Below are 16,085 nucleotides of genomic sequence, written 5' to 3' on the forward strand. Positions count from 1 at the left end.
CGTCGCTGATCAGCGTGAGCGCTGCAGGGCCGTCGCCGCCTCCGGGCTCGCCAGGCCGCGACCCATGTAGACGTCCTGGGTCATGCTCCTCGTCCGGCAGCAAGCAACCGACCCGCGGTGAGATCCTCGGGGTAGGACCGCCTGGTCCTCAGCCCTTCAGTGCGCGATCAGCGCCGCCCGTCGGCCCGGAGACCCGCTCGGTTGACCGGTTGGGTCGCCGCGCAGGTACTCGATGGTCAGGCCGGCGAGCAACCCCAGACGCAGACCTCATCCTGGCTTACGGCAGACCACCCTCACCGGATGCGTGCGGCCCTCCTCGATGTTGCGGGCCGAGTTGCGCCACTTCTCAACAGCCCCAGGCCCCATGAGCACATGCAGGCCGAGGGCCGGCAGATCGCCACGCTCCGCCAGTGCCAGGGTCGCCCGGTATCTCTGCAGGTCGTCCTGGCCGGTGTCGGTGACGTCGATGTCGACGAAACCCGCTGCGCCGAGGAGTTCTACGGTCTCCTCGGGCGTCACGAGGAACTCCCCCCGGCCGTCCTCCGACCAGGGCACCGGGTGGTATGTCGGACCCGCGTTTCCTCGGCCGTGTTCCGTGATCGCGAAGAATCCACCAGGTCGGATCACCCGCCAGGCCTCACCGAAGAAGGAGGGCCGGTCCGGCACGTTCATCGTGACGTGCTGGGCGTAGCCGCCGTCAAACGTTCCGTCGCCGTATGGCAGGGCCTGACCGTCCCCCTGTCGCAGGTCGACCACTGCCCCCATCCCGAGCAACTCCGTGAGCCGCCGGCCGGCGTCGATGAACGGCCCAGTCACGTCGATGCCGCTGACCCGGCAACCGAAGCGCCGGGCGAAGTAGCGAGCCGGCCCCCCGAGCCCGCAACCGACGTCGAGCAAGTGGTCCCCGGCCCTGGCTGGAAGAGAGTCGCCAAGCTCGATCGTGGCCGGTAATCCGCGAGCGTGGAAGTGGTCGACCGGGGCGAGGTCCTCGATGGTCAGCGCGTCGAGTGACTTCCCTGCCGCGTGGAGCGCGGTGACGATCCGACCGTAGACATCCTCGCTGGCCCAGTGCTCGGCGACCGCGGTAGTCATCGAGGACTCCCGGCATCTCGGATGAAGGATTTGAGAAACATGGCCATCTCCTCCTCGCTCCTCAGCCGGAGGCAGTCGAGGGAGCACCGCCTCATCTGATCCCCGCCAGGACGCCGTCCAGGACGGCGAAGGGGTCCTCGGAACCTCCGTCCGAGCCGGTCGTCCCCATCGCGGTCCGGTGCACCGAATCCACCAGGCCGGACCACGTCGGCCACGGCGCGACGCCCAGGCGGTCCCGCGTCCGGACCGCCGCCGCCGCCGCCGAGTGCGCGAGGTCCGACCGTTCGTCGTGCAGCGCGATCGCGGCCGCCGCATCGAGGGCCATCGCCGCGTCGGCGAGGTAGTGGCCGTGGTGCAGCGGGGCCAGGCTGTCCCGCAGCGTCGCCAGCGCCGCACTCCAGTCGCCGTCCACGATCTGGACGAGCGCGAGCTGGATGAGCGTCTGCACCTCCTCCGGTTCGCACCGGATGCGCCGCGCGTGCTCGAGCGACGTCGCGAGGTGGGCCCGGGCCTCCTCCCGGCGGCCCGTCGCGGCGAGCACGCTGCCCAGCTTGGCCTCGGCGAGGCTCACCCCCCAGGTGTGCCCCACGGAGGCGAACAGCGACGACGACTCGCGCAGCGCGGCGATCGCCCCCGCCGGGTCGCCGTCCTGCGAGAAGCGCACGAACCCCAAGGTGTGCAGGGTGACCGCAGCCTCGAAGGCCATCCCCTCGCGGCGGAAGACCACCAGCGGCTCCTCGAGCTTGCGTCGCACGTCGGTCCAGTCGCCGTGGTGGGCCCGCGTCCCTGCGTGCACAGCGTCGAGCCTGGCCCGGGTCAGCTCGTCGAGCTCCTCCCGCCGCGCCTGCACCCGCGTCAGCCACGCGTCCGGCTCGCCCACCGCGTCCCGCACGTAGTAGTGGACGATCACGTCCCAGACGAGGTCGACCACCTCCGCCGGGCGGCCGGAGCGCAGCGCGTGGTCCACGGCCTCGCGCAGGTTCGGCAGCTCCGGGTCCAGCCGCACGAGCCACTCGCGCTGCCCGGCGCCGCACAGGCTCGGCATCGCGGTCCGCCCCAGCGCCCGGACGTGGGCGAGCATGCGGTCACGGACGACGTCGGTCTCGCCCCGTTCCGCCAGCCGCTCGGCGGCGTAGGACCGCACCGTCTGCAGCATGCCGAAGCGCGGCTCGCCGCTCTGGCCCAGCTCCAGCGCCACCACGAGGCTCTTGTCCAGCAGCCCCGCGAGCGCGTCCACCGCGTCGACCCCGTCGCCGCACACGGCCTCGGCCCCGGGCAGCGACCAGCTGCCGGCGAAGACGCTGAGGCGGGCGAACACCGCCTGCTCGTCCGGCGACAGCAGGTCGTGGCTCCAGTCCAGCGTGGTCCGCAGCGACCGCTGCCGGTCGGGCAGGTCGCGGCCACCACCGACGAGCACGGCGAAGCAGTCGTCCAGCCGGGCCAGCAGGTCCCGGGGCGGGAGGATCCGGGTCCGCGCGGCGGCCAGCTCCAGCGACAGCGGCAGCCCGTCGAGCCGGCGGGTGATCTCGGCGACGTCGGCCGCGTTCCCCGCCGTCAGGGCGAACCGCTCGTCCACCGCACGGGCGCGAGCCAGGAAGAGCTGAACGGCCGCGGCACGGGCGACGTCCGGGTCGTCCACGCCGGGCACCTCGAGCGGCTCGACGCGGACCTCCTGCTCGGCCGCCGTCCGGAGGGCGTGCCGGCTCGTGGCGAGCACCGTCAGCCGGGGGAGCCGCTGCAGCAGGTCGCTCACGACCCGGTCGGCGCCGTCGATCTGCTCGACGTTGTCCAGGCACAGCAGGACCGGCCGGTCGGCCACCCTGGCCACGACGCTGTCGAACTCGGTCGAGGTGCCCGTGACGTGCCCGCCCGCGGCCGACTCGACGACGCGCAACATCTGGTCGGTGCCCGCGACCTCCGCAAGGGGCACGTAGAGCACCTCCCGCCCGGCGCGCTGCGCCCGGAGCGCCACCTCCGCCGCCACCCGGGTCTTGCCCACCCCGCCGGTGCCGGTCAGCGTGACCAGGCGCGAGGACCCGAGGTGCTCCTCCACCCGCTCGAGCAGGGCGGTGCGCCCGAGGGTCGGCGTCGGCGGCACGGGCACGCTCGCGCCGGGCGGCGGGACGTCGTCCGGGGTGCGCCGGCGGCGGGCGGCCTCGAACGTCTCGCTGAGGAGCACGGCCAGGTCGTCGCGCACCAGCCGCCCGAGCTCGTCGGGGTCGGCGAAGCGCTTGTACGACGCCAGGTCGTCGTCGGCGAACTCCTTCAGCAGCTGCTGCAGCCGCGGCTCCCGGTCGGGCGACGGCGTCCTGATGTAGAGCAGGCGGGGCCGGGCGCCGGCCAGCCGGTACTCGTCCTCGAGCCCGGACACCTGCTCGCCGGGCGCGACCCAGCCGTAGCTGGCCCCGTAGATCCCCAGGAAGACGTCGCTCTGCCGCAGGTAGGCCCGGTAGAGCTCCCGCGGCGCGTGCGGCCGGGCGCCCAGCTCGAACATGACGGGGATCAGCCGCAGCGACTCGACCGCGGCCCGGACGGCCTCGCGCTCGGCCCGCAGCTCACCCATGGTCGAGCTGATGAACACCCGCACCCGGCGGTCCGGTGTGTGGATGACCGCATCTCCCGCGTCCACGGGATCCATGCCGGGAATGGTGGCGTAGCGGGCGGGGTCGCACCACCACCCGGCGTCCGGGACGGGGGAGCACCCACCTCCGTTCCCACTTCAACGTATAGCGCAGCGGGGGGCTTGCGGCAAGACCCCGGTCCGGCCCCACACTCGCTCGTCGTGACCCGTCTGACCAGCATCTTCGCCCTTCCCGATCACCTCTCCGCCAAGGACGACCCGGCCCTCGTCGCGGCCGACGAGGAGCACTTCGCCGTCATCGCGGAGAGCCTGCAGCAGACGATCTCCGACCTGTCCGACCGCCTCGAGGCCGAGCGCCGGGCGCCGGGTGGCACCGGGCAGGAGGCGCTGGACCGCGACCTCGAGGTCCACCGGCTCACCGCGCGCCTGCGCACCCTGCGCCGGTTCGGCCTCGACCTGTGCCTGGGCCGCATGGACCCCGCCGACGGCTCCGCGCCCGTCTACGTCGGGCGCCTCGGCCTCACCGACAGCACCGGCCGGCGGCTGCTGATCGACTGGCGCTCCCCGGCGGCCGAGCCGTTCTTCGGCGCCACGCACGCCGACCCGATGGGCCTGGCCGCCCGCCGCCGGTACCGCTGGACCCGCGGGCGCATCACCGACTACTGGGACGAGGTGTTCACCGCCGAGGGGTTCGACGGGCACGCCGCCGCGCTCGACGACCAGTCGGCCTTCATCGCCAGCCTGGGCGGCACCAGGTCGGCGCGGATGCGCGACGTCCTGGGCACGATCCAGTCGGACCAGGACGCGATCATCCGGGCCGGCTCCGACGGCGCCCTGGTCGTCGACGGCGGCCCGGGGACCGGGAAGACCGTCGTCGCCCTGCACCGGACGGCCTACCTGCTCTACGCCGACTCGCGGCTCGGCCGGCACCGCGGCGGGGTGCTGTTCGTCGGGCCGCACGAGCCCTACCTGGCCTACGTCGCCGACGTCCTGCCCAGCCTCGGCGAGGAGGGCGTGCCGACGTGCACGCTCCGCGATCTGGTCCCGGAGGGCGCCACCGCCGTGCCGGAGGCGGACCCCGAGGTCGCGCGGCTGAAGGCGCCCGCGCGGTGGACGACGGCGGTCGAGGCGGCGGTGCGCTTCTACGAGGAGCCGCCGACCGGGCGCACGGAGGTCGTCACGCCGTGGGCCACCGTGCCGCTGGACGCCGACGACTGGGCCGAGGCGTTCGGCACCCGCGACCCGGGCACGCAGCACAACGAGGCCCGCGACCAGGTGTGGGAGGCGCTGCTGCGCATCCTCGTCGACAAGCTCCGGCACGAGCTCGACGAGGAGGAGCCGGAGGACGACGACGACTTCGACGCCTACGGGCTCGCGACCGAGGACCCCGACGCGGGCTACCGGCGGTCGCTGGCGGGCAACCGCGACCTCGTGCGGGCCTTCGGGCAGGCCTGGCCGCTGCTGGAGCCGGCCGACGTCGTGGCGGACCTGTGGTCGGTGCCGGCCTACCTGCGCCGGTGCGCGCCCTGGCTGACCACCGACGACGTGGCGCTGCTGCAGCGCGCCGACCCGGCCGCCTGGACCGTGGCCGACCTGCCGCTGCTGGACGCGGCCCGGCTGCGGCTGGGCGATCCGGAGGTGTCCCGGCGCCGGCGCCGCCAGGAGGCCGCGGCCGCCGCGGACCGCCTCCGCATGGCCGACGTCGTCGCCGACCTGATCGCCACCGACGACTCCGACATGATGATCATGTCGATGCTGCGCGGGCAGGACCTGCGCGGCGCCCTGGTCGACGAGGCCGCGCTGCCCGCGGTCACCCCGGACGTGCTCGCCGGCCCGTTCGCGCACGTCGTCGTGGACGAGGCCCAGGAGCTGACCGACGCCGAGTGGCAGATGCTGCTGCAGCGCTGCCCGTCCCGGAGCTTCACGATCGTCGGCGACCGCGCGCAGGCGCGGCACGGGTTCACCGAGACCTGGCAGGAGCGCCTGGAGCGGGTCGGGCTCGACCGCGTCCACGTGGCGTCCCTGACGATCAACTACCGGACGCCGGAGGAGGTCATGGCCGAGGCCGAGCCGGTCATCCGGGCCGCGCTGCCCGACGCCAACGTGCCGACGTCGATCCGCAGCAGCGGCATCCCCGTCCTCCACGGCCGGGCCGCCGACCTCCAGCGGATCGTCGACTCCTGGCTGGCCGAGCACCCCGAGGGCACCGCCTGCGTGATCGGCGCCCCGTCCTTCCGGCCGCCGGCGCGCGTGCGGTCGCTCACCCCGGTGCTGGCGAAAGGGCTGGAGTTCGACCTGGTCGTCCTGGTCGACCCGCGGTCGTTCGGCACCGGCATCGAGGGTGCGGTGGACCGCTACGTCGCGATGACGCGGGCGACGCAGCGGCTCGTCGTCCTGACCGGCTGAGCGGTCAGCGGGCGCGGCGGGCGCGCGCCGCGCCCGCGAGCTCCTCGAGGAGGACGGCGGTGGTGTCGAGGTCGACGCAGGCGTCGGTCACGCTCTTGCCGTACTCCAGCGCGTCGGGGTGCTCCTGGTCGAGGTCCTGCCGGCCCGCGACGAGGTTGCTCTCGATCATCACGCCGCGGATCGCCGTCTCGCCGCCGGCGATCTGACCGGCGAGGTCCTTCACCACGTCGATCTGCCGCAGGTGGTTCTTCTGGCTGTTGCCGTGCGAGGCGTCGACCACCAGGACCTCGGGCAGGCCGCGGGCGCGCAGCTTGGCGCGGGTCTCGGCGACGTGGGCGGCGGAGTAGTTCGGGCCGTCCTTGTCGCCGCGCAGGATCACGTGGCCGGTGTCGTTGCCCGTCGTCGACAGCTGGGCGGAGATGCCGTGCCGGTCGACACCGAGGAACTCGTGCGGCGCCCGTGCCGCGATGACCGCGGAGATCGCGGCGTCGATGCTGCCCTCCGGCGAGTTCTTGAAGCCGACGACGGCGGAGAAGCCGGACACCCGCTCGCGCGCGGTCTGGTCCGTGACGTTCCGCGCGCCGACACCGTTGTAGGTGACCAGCCCGTTGACGTACTGCGGGGTCAGCGCGTTGAGCGGCTCCGCCGCCACCGGGACGCCCAGGCCGGTGATCCGGCACATCAGCATGCGGGTGGCGACCAGCCCGACGCTGATCCGGTTGGACCCGTCGAGGTAGGGGTCGTAGGCGAAGCCCTTCCAGTCCACCTCGGTGCGCGGCTTCTCGGTGTAGGTCCGCATGACGATCTCGAGGTCGTCGGCGTACCGCTCCCGCATCTCCCGGAGGAACTCGGCGTACTCGACGGTGGCCGCCGGGTCGTGGATCGAGCAGGGCCCGGCGATGACGGCCAGCCGCTCGTCGTCCCCGCCGATGATCGCGGTCATGTCCCGCCGTCCGGCCCGGGTGGTGGCCGCCGACTCCTCCGACAGCGGGACCACCGACGCCACCGCCTCCGGGGTGACGACGAGGCTCTGCCCGGCGATGCGGGCGTTCATCAGGCCCGCCACGTCCACCGTCTCGGTGTCGGCCAGGCCGAGCTGCTCCCGGACGCCGGGCAGCAGCTCCGCGTGCATCTCGTCGATCCGCCGGTTCACCAGGCGCTGCACGTCGAGCAGGTGGTCGGCGATGCGCGCCGAGACCTCGAGGATCCGGTCGGCCGGCGGGTCGTCGTGCTGGGCCATCGGGGTGAGCTCCTCGGGTGACGGTCGGACGACGTCCAGTCTCCCACCCGGCCCCGAACCGCCTCGGAGAGCGGCCGGATCAGCGGGCGGTCAGGCCCACGACGTCGCCCACGACCCAGACCGCCGGCGGGCGCACCGCTTCGCGGGCCATGGTCTCCGCCAGCCCGGCGAGCGTCGTGCGGAGCACCCGCTGGTCGGCGCTCGCGCCGTCCACGACGACCGCCACCGGGGTGGACGGCGCCCGGCCGTGCTCGACGAGCGCGGCGGCGATCGACGGCGCGGTCTCGACCCCCATGAGGACGACGACGGTGCCGCGCAGCCGGCCCAGCGCCGGCCAGTCGACCAGCGACGACGGGTGGTCCGGCGGCACGTGGCCGGAGACGACGACGAACTCGTGGGTGAGCCCGCGGTGGGTCACCGGCACACCGGCGAGCGCCGGGACGGCGACGGCGCTGGTCACGCCCGGCACCACCTCGACCGGCACGCCGGCGGCGGCGCACGCCTCGACCTCCTCCATGCCCCGTCCGAAGACGAACGGGTCACCGCCCTTGAGGCGGACAACCCGGCGCCCGGCGCGGGCGTGCTCGACCAGGAGCTCGTTGATCCGCTCCTGCGCCATCGCCCGGCCGCGCGGCAGCTTGGACGCGTCGACGACCTCCACGTGCGGGGCCAGCCACGACAGCACCTCCTGCGGGGCGAGGTGGTCGGCGACGACGACGTCGGCCTCCACCAGCGCCTGCCGGCCGCGCACGGTGATCAGACCGGGGTCGCCCGGCCCGCCACCGACGAGGACCACCCGACCGGCCGGTCGCGGCGCGGGTGACGCGGGGCTGCCCGCGAGCACCGCGGTGAGGGCCGCCGCGAAGGCGCGCGAGGTGCCCGGGTCGCGGACGGCGACCCGCAGGTGGTCGGCCGACAGCCCGGGGAAGGTGTCGCCGCGGCGCACCGCCCACCCGAGGCGCCGCAGCTCCGCCCGGACGCGCCCGCCGTCGGGCACCCGCAGCAGGACGAACGACGACTCCGGCCGGCCCTCGACCGTGACCCCCGCCGGCAGCGCCTCGAGCAGGGCGGCCCGGTGCGCGGCCAGCTCCCGCGCGGCTGCCTCGGCTTCGGCCCGCGCGGCCGGCGTGGTGCAGGCGGTGAGGGCGGCCAGCGCGGGGGTGGACACCGGCCAGTGCGGCTGGTGGGCGGCGAGCGCCGCGACCAGGTCGGGCGACCCGAGGGCGTACCCGACCCGCAGCCCGGCCAGGCCCCACGTCTTGGTCAGGCTGCGCACGACGAGGAGGCCGGAGAGGTCGGCGAGACCGGTCAGCGACTCCGGCTCGCCCGGGACCGTGTCGGCGAACGCCTCGTCGACCACCACCAGGCGGCCCGGCCGCACCAGCTTCGCGAGCATGGCGGCCGGGTGCAGGACCGACGTGGGGTTGGTCGGGTTGCCAAGGACGACGAGGTCGGCGTCGTCCGGGACGGCGTCGGGTTCGAGCCGGTAGCCGTCCTCGGCTCGCAGCACCAGCCGCTCCACCGGGTGCCCGGCCGCGCGTAGCGCCGCCTCCGGCTCGGTGAAGGACGGGTGGACGACGACGGCGCGCCGCGGCGCGACCGCCCGGGCGACCAGCGTGAACGTCTCCGCCGCGCCGGCGGTCAGCAGCACCTCGGCCGGGTCGCGGCCGTGCGCGGCGGCGACGGCGGCACGGGCCGGACCCGCGTCCGGATAGGCCGCACTGCGGTCCAGGGCGTCGTGCAGGACGGCGCGCAGCCAGGCGGGCGGCGCGTCGGCGCGCACGTTGACGGCGAGGTCGACGAGCCCGGGCGCGACCTCGGTGTCGCCGTGGTGGTGGAGATCGGTCACCGGGCCACCGCCACCGTCACCCGGCCGTGCACCGTCTTCGGCACCACCAGGGCGCCTCCCGCGATCAGCGCCGCCGCCTCGGCGACCGACGGCGTGCCCACCCGCGCGGCCACGCCGCCGGACGGCGACGGCACCGGCACGCGGGCCAGCTCGGCCGCGGGGTAGCCGGTCAGCGGCCACCCGCGGCTGACCGCCGCCGCCACCACCCCGATCTCCGCCGCCCGGACGTCCAGGGTCGCCAGCCGGACGTCGGTGCTGCCGGCCGGGAGGACCGCGTCCACGGCGGCGAGCACCTCGTCGGCGCCGACGCCCGAGGTCGTGCCGATGCCCACGACGGTCACGTCGGCACCCCCGGTCGGTCGGGCAGGGCGGCCAGCAGCGCGGGGACGTCGCGGGGGAGGGCGGCGTCGTCGGGGAGCAGGCCGAGCGCGCGGAGGCGGGCGCCCACGGTCAGCGCCCAGGGCCGTTCCAGCCGGGCGCGGGCGAGCAGCGCGTCGTCGCCGAGCAGGTCGCCGGGTGCGCCCTGCACCACCGCGCGGTCGACGACGACGGCGACGTCGTCGGCCCAGCGCAGCGCCAGGTCGACGTCGTGGGTGCTCATGACCACGGTCGAGCCGTGCTCCCGCAGTCGGGCCAGCGCGGCGAGGGTCTCGGCGACGGCCGAGGGGTCCAGGCCGGCGGTCGGCTCGTCGAGCAGCAGGACGCAGGGGCGCATCGCCACGGCGCCGGCGATCGCGACCCGCTTCCGTTCGCCGTAGGAGAGCTGGTGGGTGGGCCGGCCGGCGAGGGCGTCGACGGCCAGCAGGTCCAGCGCCTCGGCCACCCGCGCCCGGACGTCGTCCTCGGGGAGCCCCAGGTTGAGCGGGCCGAACGAGACGTCCTGCGCGACGGACGCGCTGAACAGCTGGTCGTCGGGGTCCTGCAGCACCAGCTGCACCTCCTGCCGGTGCGCGCGCAGCCCGGCGCGGGAGTGGACCAGCGGCAGGCCGTCCAGCAGCACCGCCCCGGCGGAGGGACGCAGGGCGCCGGAGAGGCAGCGCAGCAGGGTGGTCTTTCCGGACCCGTTGGCGCCGAGCACGGCCAGTCGGCGCCCGGCGGGGACGGCGAGCGAGGCGCCGTCCAGGACGGGGCGGCCCCGCTCGTAGCCGGCGACGAGGCCGTCGGCGGTCAGCGTCCGGTGGCTCATGCGATCGCCAGGCTCGTGGCGGTGAGGGCGGCCAGCCCGGCGACCGAGGAGGCGAGGAACGCCCGGGACGACGGCAGCACCTCCGGCAGGACGCGCAGGCCGGTCTCCATGCCCCGGCCGGCGAGGCCTTCCTGCATCCGGCGGGCGCGGTCCCAGGAGCGGGTGAGCACGGCGGCGGCCAGCAGCCCGGACGAGCGGTACGAGCGGCGCAGCGACGAGTGGCCCATCCGGGCGGTCTGCGCCTCGCGGATGGTGCGCAGGCTCTCCAGCAGCACGAACAGCAGCCGGTAGACGACGGCGGCGACCTCGACGACCGCGGCCGGCACCCGGAGCCGGCGCAGCGCGGGAAGCAGGTCCGACATCGGCGTCGTCGTCGCCAGCAGCAGGACCGCGGCACCGCCGGCGAGCGAGTGGCCGGCCAGCGACCCGGCGCGCGCCGCGGCGTCGGGCGCCCAGCCCAGGCCGCCGCCGGACACCGAGACGACGGCGGTCAGCGCCCCGACGGCGACGAAGGCAGCCGGCAGCCGCACGGCCCGGAGGAACGTCCGGGCAGGTACGCGGGCGGGACCGAGCGCCAGCCCGACCGCGGTCGCCCCGACGAGCAGGCTGCCGGGCCACGCGGGGAGCAGCAGCGCGCACACCACGAGGCCGCCGCAGAGCAGCAGCTTGTCGCCGGGGGAGCGGCGCCGCCAGGCGCTCGCCCACGCGGCGTCGTCCACGGCCAGCCCCGTCACGGTGACGGATCCCGGTCCTGCGCGAGCCGCCGCCCGCGCAACCGCCCGAGGACGTAGCCCAGCACCCCGCCGCCGACGGCCGCCTGCAGCGCGAACAGCCCCGACTCGACCTCGCCGGCGGGGCTGAAGACCGACTCGAACCACGGCGTGTAGCCGTCGGCCTCCAGCTCCTCGGTGACGGCGGCGTCGGTGCCGCCGTACTCGGAGGTGCCGCCGTCGACGAGCAGGGGGACGGCGAACAGCGCGACGACGGCGACGACCAGCAGCACGTTCACCACGACCCGCCGGTTCACGCGGCACCCCCGGCAGGAGCGGGCTCGAGCAGCCCCAGGCGCTCCAGCTCGGGTCGGGCGTTGACGGTGAGCACCCGGAAGAGCAGGACGCCGAGCAGCCCCTCGCCGATGGCCAGCGGGATCTGGGTGACGGCGAAGACGCCGAGGAACTTGGCCGCGGCACCGGCCAGCCCGGTGCTCGCGTCGGGGAAGGCGAGCGCCAGCTGCAGGGACGTCGTCACGTAGGTGGCGAGGTCGGCGAGCAGCATCCCGGCGAAGACGCCGGCCAGCAGCCCGCCACCGAGGGCCCGGGTGAGCCGGTAGGCGCCGTAGCCGGCCCAGGGTCCGACGACGGCGAACGCGAACGCGTTGGCGCCCAGGGTGGTCAGCCCACCGTGGGCGAGCAGCAGCGCCTGGAACAGCAGCACGACGGTGCCCAGCAGCGCCATGACCGGTGGCCGGAACAGGATCGCGCCGGCCCCGGTGCCGGTCGGGTGGCTCGAGCTGCCCGTGACGGAGGGCAGCTTGATCGCGCTGAGCACGAAGGTGAACGCTCCGGCCGCCCCGAGGAGCAGCGTCGAGTCGGGGTTCTCCCTCACCTCCTTGACCACCGCGCGGGCGCCGTGGACGACGAACGGCGCGGCGGCCAGCGTCCAGCCCACGGCGTGCGGCGCCGGCAGGAACCCCTCAGCGATGTGCATGCCGCACCCCCTCCGGGAGCCGCGCCGCGGCGGCCACGAGCCGGGAGGCCATCCCCGGCGATCCGGCCCAGTGCAGGTGCAGGTAGGAGGCGTGGACCCCGCCCGCGACGAAGCCCTCGGGTCCGGCGCTCGACCACTGCCAGGCGGGCGTCGCCCCGGCACCCGGCTCGGCGTGCGTGCGGTGGAACTCGTGCCCCCGCACCCGGCTCCCGGCCTCGGCGAGGACGGAGTCGGCCGGCGCCACCGCCGCGCGGTAGCCCAGCGTCAGCCTCGGCGTCATGGCGGTGCGGACGTCGAGCACGCCGCACATCGGGACGCCGTCGAGCTCGCGGGCGAGGTACAGCAGCCCCGCGCACTCCGCGGCGATCGGCGCGCCGCGCGCGGCGAGCGCGGCGACGTCGGCGCGCAGGGGTTCGTTGGCCGACAGCTCGGCGGCGTAGACCTCGGGGAAGCCGCCGCCGACGACCAGTGCCGCCGTCCCCTCCGGGAGCGCCTCGTCGCGGAGCGGGTCGACCGTCACGACCTCCGCGCCGGCCGCCTCGAGCAGCTCGGCGTTCTCGGCGTAGCCGAAGGTGAACGCCGGCCCCCCGGCGACGGCGATCCGCGGACGGCCGGGCACCGCCGCCACCTTGGCCGAGGGGTCCCACGGGGTCGCGGACAGCGGGGGAGCGGAGCGGGCGAGGGCGAGGACGGCGTCGAGGTCGACCCCGTCGGCGACGACGTGCGCCAGCCGCTCGACGGTCGCGACCGCCTCGGCCGAGCGCTCGGCCGCCGGGACCAGCCCCAGGTGGCGGGACGGCGTGTGCAGCTGGTCGAGCCGGCGGATCGCGCCGAGGACGGGCACCCCGGCCGCACCCAGCGCCTCGCGCAGGATCGCCTCGTGCCGGTCGGTGCCGACCCGGTTGAGCACCACCCCGCCCAGCCGGACGGACGGGTCGAAGGTGGCGAAGCCGTGCACCAGCGCCGCCACGGACCGGGCCTGCGACGAAGCGTCGACGACCAGGACCACGGGCGCTCGGAGCAGTGCGGCGACGTGCGCGGTCGAGGCGAAGCCCGGCTCGACCGAGGGGTGCGTGGCGCCGTCGAACAGGCCCATCACGCCCTCGACGACCGCCAGGTCCGCACCCCGCGCCCCGTGCAGGAAGAGCGGCGCGACCCGCTCCTCGCCGGCCAGCCACGGGTCGAGGTTGCGGCCGGGACGCCCGGCGGCGAGGCCGTGGTAGCCGGGGTCGATGTAGTCGGGGCCGACCTTGTGCGGGGAGACGGTCAACCCGCGGCGGGTGAGCGCGGCGATCAGGCCGGTCGCGACCGAGGTCTTGCCCGCGTTGCTCGAGGGCGCGGCGACCACGATGCGCGGGAGGGTCACCACTCGATCCCCCGCTGGCCCTTCTGACCGGCGTCCATCGGGTGCTTCACCTTGGTCATCTCGACGACCAGGTCGGCGGCCTCGACGAGCCGGGGGTGGGCGTCGCGTCCGGTGATCACGACGTGCTGGCTGCCGGGCCGGCCCACCAGCGTCTCGACCACGTCGTCGACGTCCACCCAGCCCCACTTCACCGGGTAGGTGAACTCGTCGAGGACGTAGAAGCGGTGCGCCTCGGCGGCGAGGTCGCGCTTGATCTGCGCCCAGCCCTCCGCGGCGTCGGCGGCGTGGTCGACGTCGGTGCCCTGCCGGCGCGACCAGCTCCAGCCCGAGCCCATCTTGTGCCAGACCACGGGTCCGCCCTCGCCGGTCTGCTCGTGCAGCCGGCCCAGCGCGGTCAGCGCGTTCTCCTCGCCGACCTTCCACTTGGCGCTCTTGACGAACTGGTAGACCGCGATCGACCAGCCCTGGTTCCAGGCGCGCATGGCCATGCCGAAGGCGGCGGTGGACTTGCCCTTCATCTCGCCGGTGTGCACGGCGAGCAGCGGGCGGTTGCGGCGCTGGCGCGTGGTGAGCCCGTCGTCCGGGACGGCGGTGACCTGTCCCTGCGGCATCAGGCCGCCCGTCGCGCGGAGCGGACCGTGGCCGCCAGCGAGTCGGCGGCCAGCTCCTCCAGCCGCAGCGTCTCCGCGCCGAGGTGCGCGCCCAGCGTGGCCGCCAGGCCCAGCCGCACCGGCCCGGACTCGCAGTCGACGACGACGGCCGCCGTGCCGCTCGCGGCGAGCAGCCCGGCCGCGGCGTGCGCGTCGGCGAGAGAACCGCCGCCCCGAGCCCCGGTCGCCCGGCCGTCGGTGACGACGACCAGCAGCGGCCGCCGCTGCGGGTCGCGGACCCGCTCGACGCGCAGGACCTCGTGCGCCCGCAGCAGCCCGGCGGCCAGCGGCGTGCGGCCGCCGGTCGGTAGGTCGGTCAGGCGGGCGGCGGCAGCCTCCACCGACCAGGTCGGCGGCAGCGCGAGCTCGGCGTCCGCGCCGCGGAAGGTGATCAGCCCGACCTTGTCCCGCCGCTGGTAGGCGTCGAGCAGCAACGAGAGGACGGCGCCCTTCACCGCGCCCATGCGTGAGCGCGAGCCCATCGACCCGCTGGCGTCGACGACGAACAGGACCAGGTTGCCCTCGCGGCCCTCGAGCGTCGACTGGCGCAGGTCCTCCCGGGCGATGTGCAGGCCGGGGCCGGTGCGCCCGCGGGCCACCTGGTGCGGCGCGGCGGCCAGCACCGTGCCGGTGAGGTGCAGCTTGGTGACGGTGCCCGACGGGCGGACCGACCCGACGACCCGGCCGCGCTCGCTGCGGGCCCGGGACCGGCGGCCGGAGGCGCCCGCGCCGATGCCGGGGACCTGGAGCCGGCGGGTGCGGAAGGGGTCGGTCGGCGCGGCCGCCGCGCGGTCCGGCGCGGACGAGGCCTCGGCGTGCCCGCCGCCCTCACCTCGAGGCGCCGTCGTGGGCTCACCCCCGCCGTCCTGGGGGCCATTGTGGCCACTTCGGCCCTCAGGGGAACCGGTGCCGGGGCCGTCGTCGTCCGGGCCGTCGTCGTCGGGGTCGGTCGGGTCGTCGGGGCGGGCGTCGGAGAGCGCCTGGTCCAGCGTCTCGTCGTCCAGCCCGGGGGCGTCGAACGGGTTCCGGCGACGGCGGTGGGGGAGGGCCAGCCGGGCGGCGACCCGGACGTCGTCCTCGGTCACCTCGTCGTGGCCGCACCAGGCGGCGTGGGCGAGGGCGGCGCGGGCGGTGACCAGGTCGGCGCGCAGGCCGTCGACGTCGAAAGCGGCGCAGACGGCGGTGACCTGGCGCAGCGCGTCGTCGGAGAGGACGACGTGCGGCAGCCGCGCCCTGGCGGCGGCGATGCGCTCGGACAGCGCCGACTCCTCGGCGGCCCACTGCGCGGCGAACCCGGCGGGGTCGGCGTCGAAGGCGAAGCGCCGGCGGACGACCTCGGCGCGCAGGTCCGGGTCGCGGGGCGCGGCGACTTCGACGGTCAGCCCGAACCGGTCGAGCAGCTGCGGCCGGAGCTCGCCCTCCTCGGGGTTCATCGTCCCGACCAGGAGGAACCGCGCGGCGTGGCGGACCGACACCCCCTCGCGCTCGACGTAGGCGGTGCCCATCGCTGCGGCGTCGAGCAGCAGGTCGACCAGGTGGTCGTGCAGCAGGTTGACCTCGTCGACGTAGAGCACGCCGCGGTGGGCGGCGGCGAGCAGGCCGGGCTCGAAAGCCTTCACGCCCTCGGTGAGCGCCCGCTCCAGGTCCAGCGAACCGACGACGCGGTCCTCCGAGGCGCCGACGGGCAGCTCGACCAGCCGCGCCGGCCGGGTCGTGCCGGGTGCGCCGGCGTCGTGCGGGCCGTCGGGGCAGGCCGGGTCAGGAGCGGCCGGGTCGCAGGCGAAGCGACAGCCGGCGACGACGTCGACCGGGGGCAGGACGGCGGCGAGCGCGCGCACCGCCGTCGACTTGGCGGTGCCCTTCTCGCCGCGCACCAGCACGCCGCCGACCGCCGGGGAGACGGCGTTGAGCACCAGGGCCAGCCGCATGTCGTCCATGCCGACGACGGCGCCGAAGGGGAAGTTCATGCGCGGATACGGCGCACGGGTCACGCGTCCTCTCCCCGGGT

13 protein-coding genes are annotated in these 16,085 nt (G+C 75.7%); 1 reads left to right on the forward strand and 12 read right to left on the reverse strand.

The features are described from left to right. Positions 1–267: 267 nt before the first annotated feature. Positions 268–1,092, reverse strand: coding sequence for a class I SAM-dependent methyltransferase (locus ACI78T_RS16175; RefSeq protein WP_456559140.1), 825 nt, complete (start codon positions 1,090–1,092; stop codon positions 268–270). Between the two features lie 91 nt (positions 1,093–1,183). Next, entirely contained in the window at positions 1,184–3,730 is a 2,547-nt protein-coding gene (locus ACI78T_RS16180; protein WP_456559141.1) for an ATP-binding protein, read from the reverse strand. 144 nt (positions 3,731–3,874) lie between these two features. Here ACI78T_RS16180 and helR point away from each other — a divergent pair, with 144 nt between their 5' ends. After that, a complete protein-coding gene (gene helR, locus ACI78T_RS16185) occupies positions 3,875–6,079 on the forward strand; it encodes an RNA polymerase recycling motor ATPase HelR (protein ID WP_456559142.1) in 2,205 nt (734 codons plus the stop codon). Positions 6,080–6,083: 4 nt separating this feature from the next. Here helR and ACI78T_RS16190 read toward each other — a convergent pair whose 3' ends face one another. The 10 genes from ACI78T_RS16190 to ACI78T_RS16235 all read right to left on the reverse strand — a co-directional run bounded on the left by ACI78T_RS16190 (position 6,084) and on the right by ACI78T_RS16235 (position 16,068). After that, positions 6,084–7,319: a 3-deoxy-7-phosphoheptulonate synthase gene (locus ACI78T_RS16190; RefSeq protein WP_456559143.1), complete on the reverse strand. Its 1,236-nt coding sequence runs from the start codon at positions 7,317–7,319 to the stop codon at positions 6,084–6,086. Positions 7,320–7,398: 79 nt separating this feature from the next. Further along, positions 7,399–9,168 (reverse strand): Rv2231c family pyridoxal phosphate-dependent protein CobC, encoded by a 1,770-nt coding sequence (gene cobC, locus ACI78T_RS16195; RefSeq protein WP_456559144.1) that lies wholly within the window; start codon positions 9,166–9,168, stop codon positions 7,399–7,401. After that, positions 9,165–9,509, reverse strand: coding sequence for a cobalamin biosynthesis protein (locus ACI78T_RS16200; RefSeq protein ID WP_456559145.1), 345 nt, complete (start codon positions 9,507–9,509; stop codon positions 9,165–9,167). The genes cobC and ACI78T_RS16200 overlap by 4 nt, the downstream gene beginning before the upstream one ends. After that, entirely contained in the window at positions 9,506–10,354 is an 849-nt protein-coding gene (locus tag ACI78T_RS16205) for an energy-coupling factor ABC transporter ATP-binding protein (RefSeq protein ID WP_456559146.1), read from the reverse strand. The genes ACI78T_RS16200 and ACI78T_RS16205 overlap by 4 nt, the downstream gene beginning before the upstream one ends. Further along, positions 10,351–11,088, reverse strand: a complete 738-nt coding sequence (cbiQ, locus tag ACI78T_RS16210; RefSeq protein ID WP_456559147.1) for a cobalt ECF transporter T component CbiQ — start codon at positions 11,086–11,088, stop codon at positions 10,351–10,353. Before cbiQ ends, ACI78T_RS16205 begins: the two co-directional genes overlap by 4 nt. Continuing rightward, a complete protein-coding gene (locus tag ACI78T_RS16215) occupies positions 11,085–11,381 on the reverse strand; it encodes an energy-coupling factor ABC transporter substrate-binding protein (protein WP_456559148.1) in 297 nt (98 codons plus the stop codon). The genes cbiQ and ACI78T_RS16215 overlap by 4 nt, the downstream gene beginning before the upstream one ends. Further along, on the reverse strand, positions 11,378–12,061 hold the full coding sequence (locus ACI78T_RS16220) for an energy-coupling factor ABC transporter permease (RefSeq protein WP_456559149.1): 684 nt from the start codon (positions 12,059–12,061) through the stop codon (positions 11,378–11,380). The genes ACI78T_RS16215 and ACI78T_RS16220 overlap by 4 nt, the downstream gene beginning before the upstream one ends. Then, positions 12,048–13,427 (reverse strand): cobyrinate a,c-diamide synthase, encoded by a 1,380-nt coding sequence (locus tag ACI78T_RS16225; RefSeq protein ID WP_456559150.1) that lies wholly within the window; start codon positions 13,425–13,427, stop codon positions 12,048–12,050. Before ACI78T_RS16225 ends, ACI78T_RS16220 begins: the two co-directional genes overlap by 14 nt. Then, complete coding sequence (gene cobO, locus ACI78T_RS16230; protein ID WP_456559151.1) at positions 13,424–14,038, reverse strand: cob(I)yrinic acid a,c-diamide adenosyltransferase; 615 nt, start codon at positions 14,036–14,038, stop codon at positions 13,424–13,426. Before cobO ends, ACI78T_RS16225 begins: the two co-directional genes overlap by 4 nt. Further along, positions 14,038–16,068, reverse strand: coding sequence for a putative cobaltochelatase (locus ACI78T_RS16235; RefSeq protein ID WP_456559152.1), 2,031 nt, complete (start codon positions 16,066–16,068; stop codon positions 14,038–14,040). The genes cobO and ACI78T_RS16235 overlap by 1 nt, the downstream gene beginning before the upstream one ends. Positions 16,069–16,085 lie beyond the last annotated feature (17 nt).

The organism is Blastococcus sp. SYSU D00922 (assembly GCF_054050495.1).

Coding starts and splice junctions, on each gene's coding strand:
- ACI78T_RS16190 (WP_456559143.1), bottom strand. CDS start 7,319: ATGGCCCAGCACGACGACCCGCCGGCCGACCGGATCCTCGAGGTCTCG.
- ACI78T_RS16205 (WP_456559146.1), bottom strand. CDS start 10,354: ATGAGCCACCGGACGCTGACCGCCGACGGCCTCGTCGCCGGCTACGAG.
- ACI78T_RS16220 (WP_456559149.1), bottom strand. CDS start 12,061: ATGCACATCGCTGAGGGGTTCCTGCCGGCGCCGCACGCCGTGGGCTGG.
- cobO (WP_456559151.1), bottom strand. CDS start 14,038: ATGCCGCAGGGACAGGTCACCGCCGTCCCGGACGACGGGCTCACCACG.
- ACI78T_RS16175 (WP_456559140.1), bottom strand. CDS start 1,092: ATGACTACCGCGGTCGCCGAGCACTGGGCCAGCGAGGATGTCTACGGT.
- ACI78T_RS16180 (WP_456559141.1), bottom strand. CDS start 3,730: ATGGATCCCGTGGACGCGGGAGATGCGGTCATCCACACACCGGACCGC.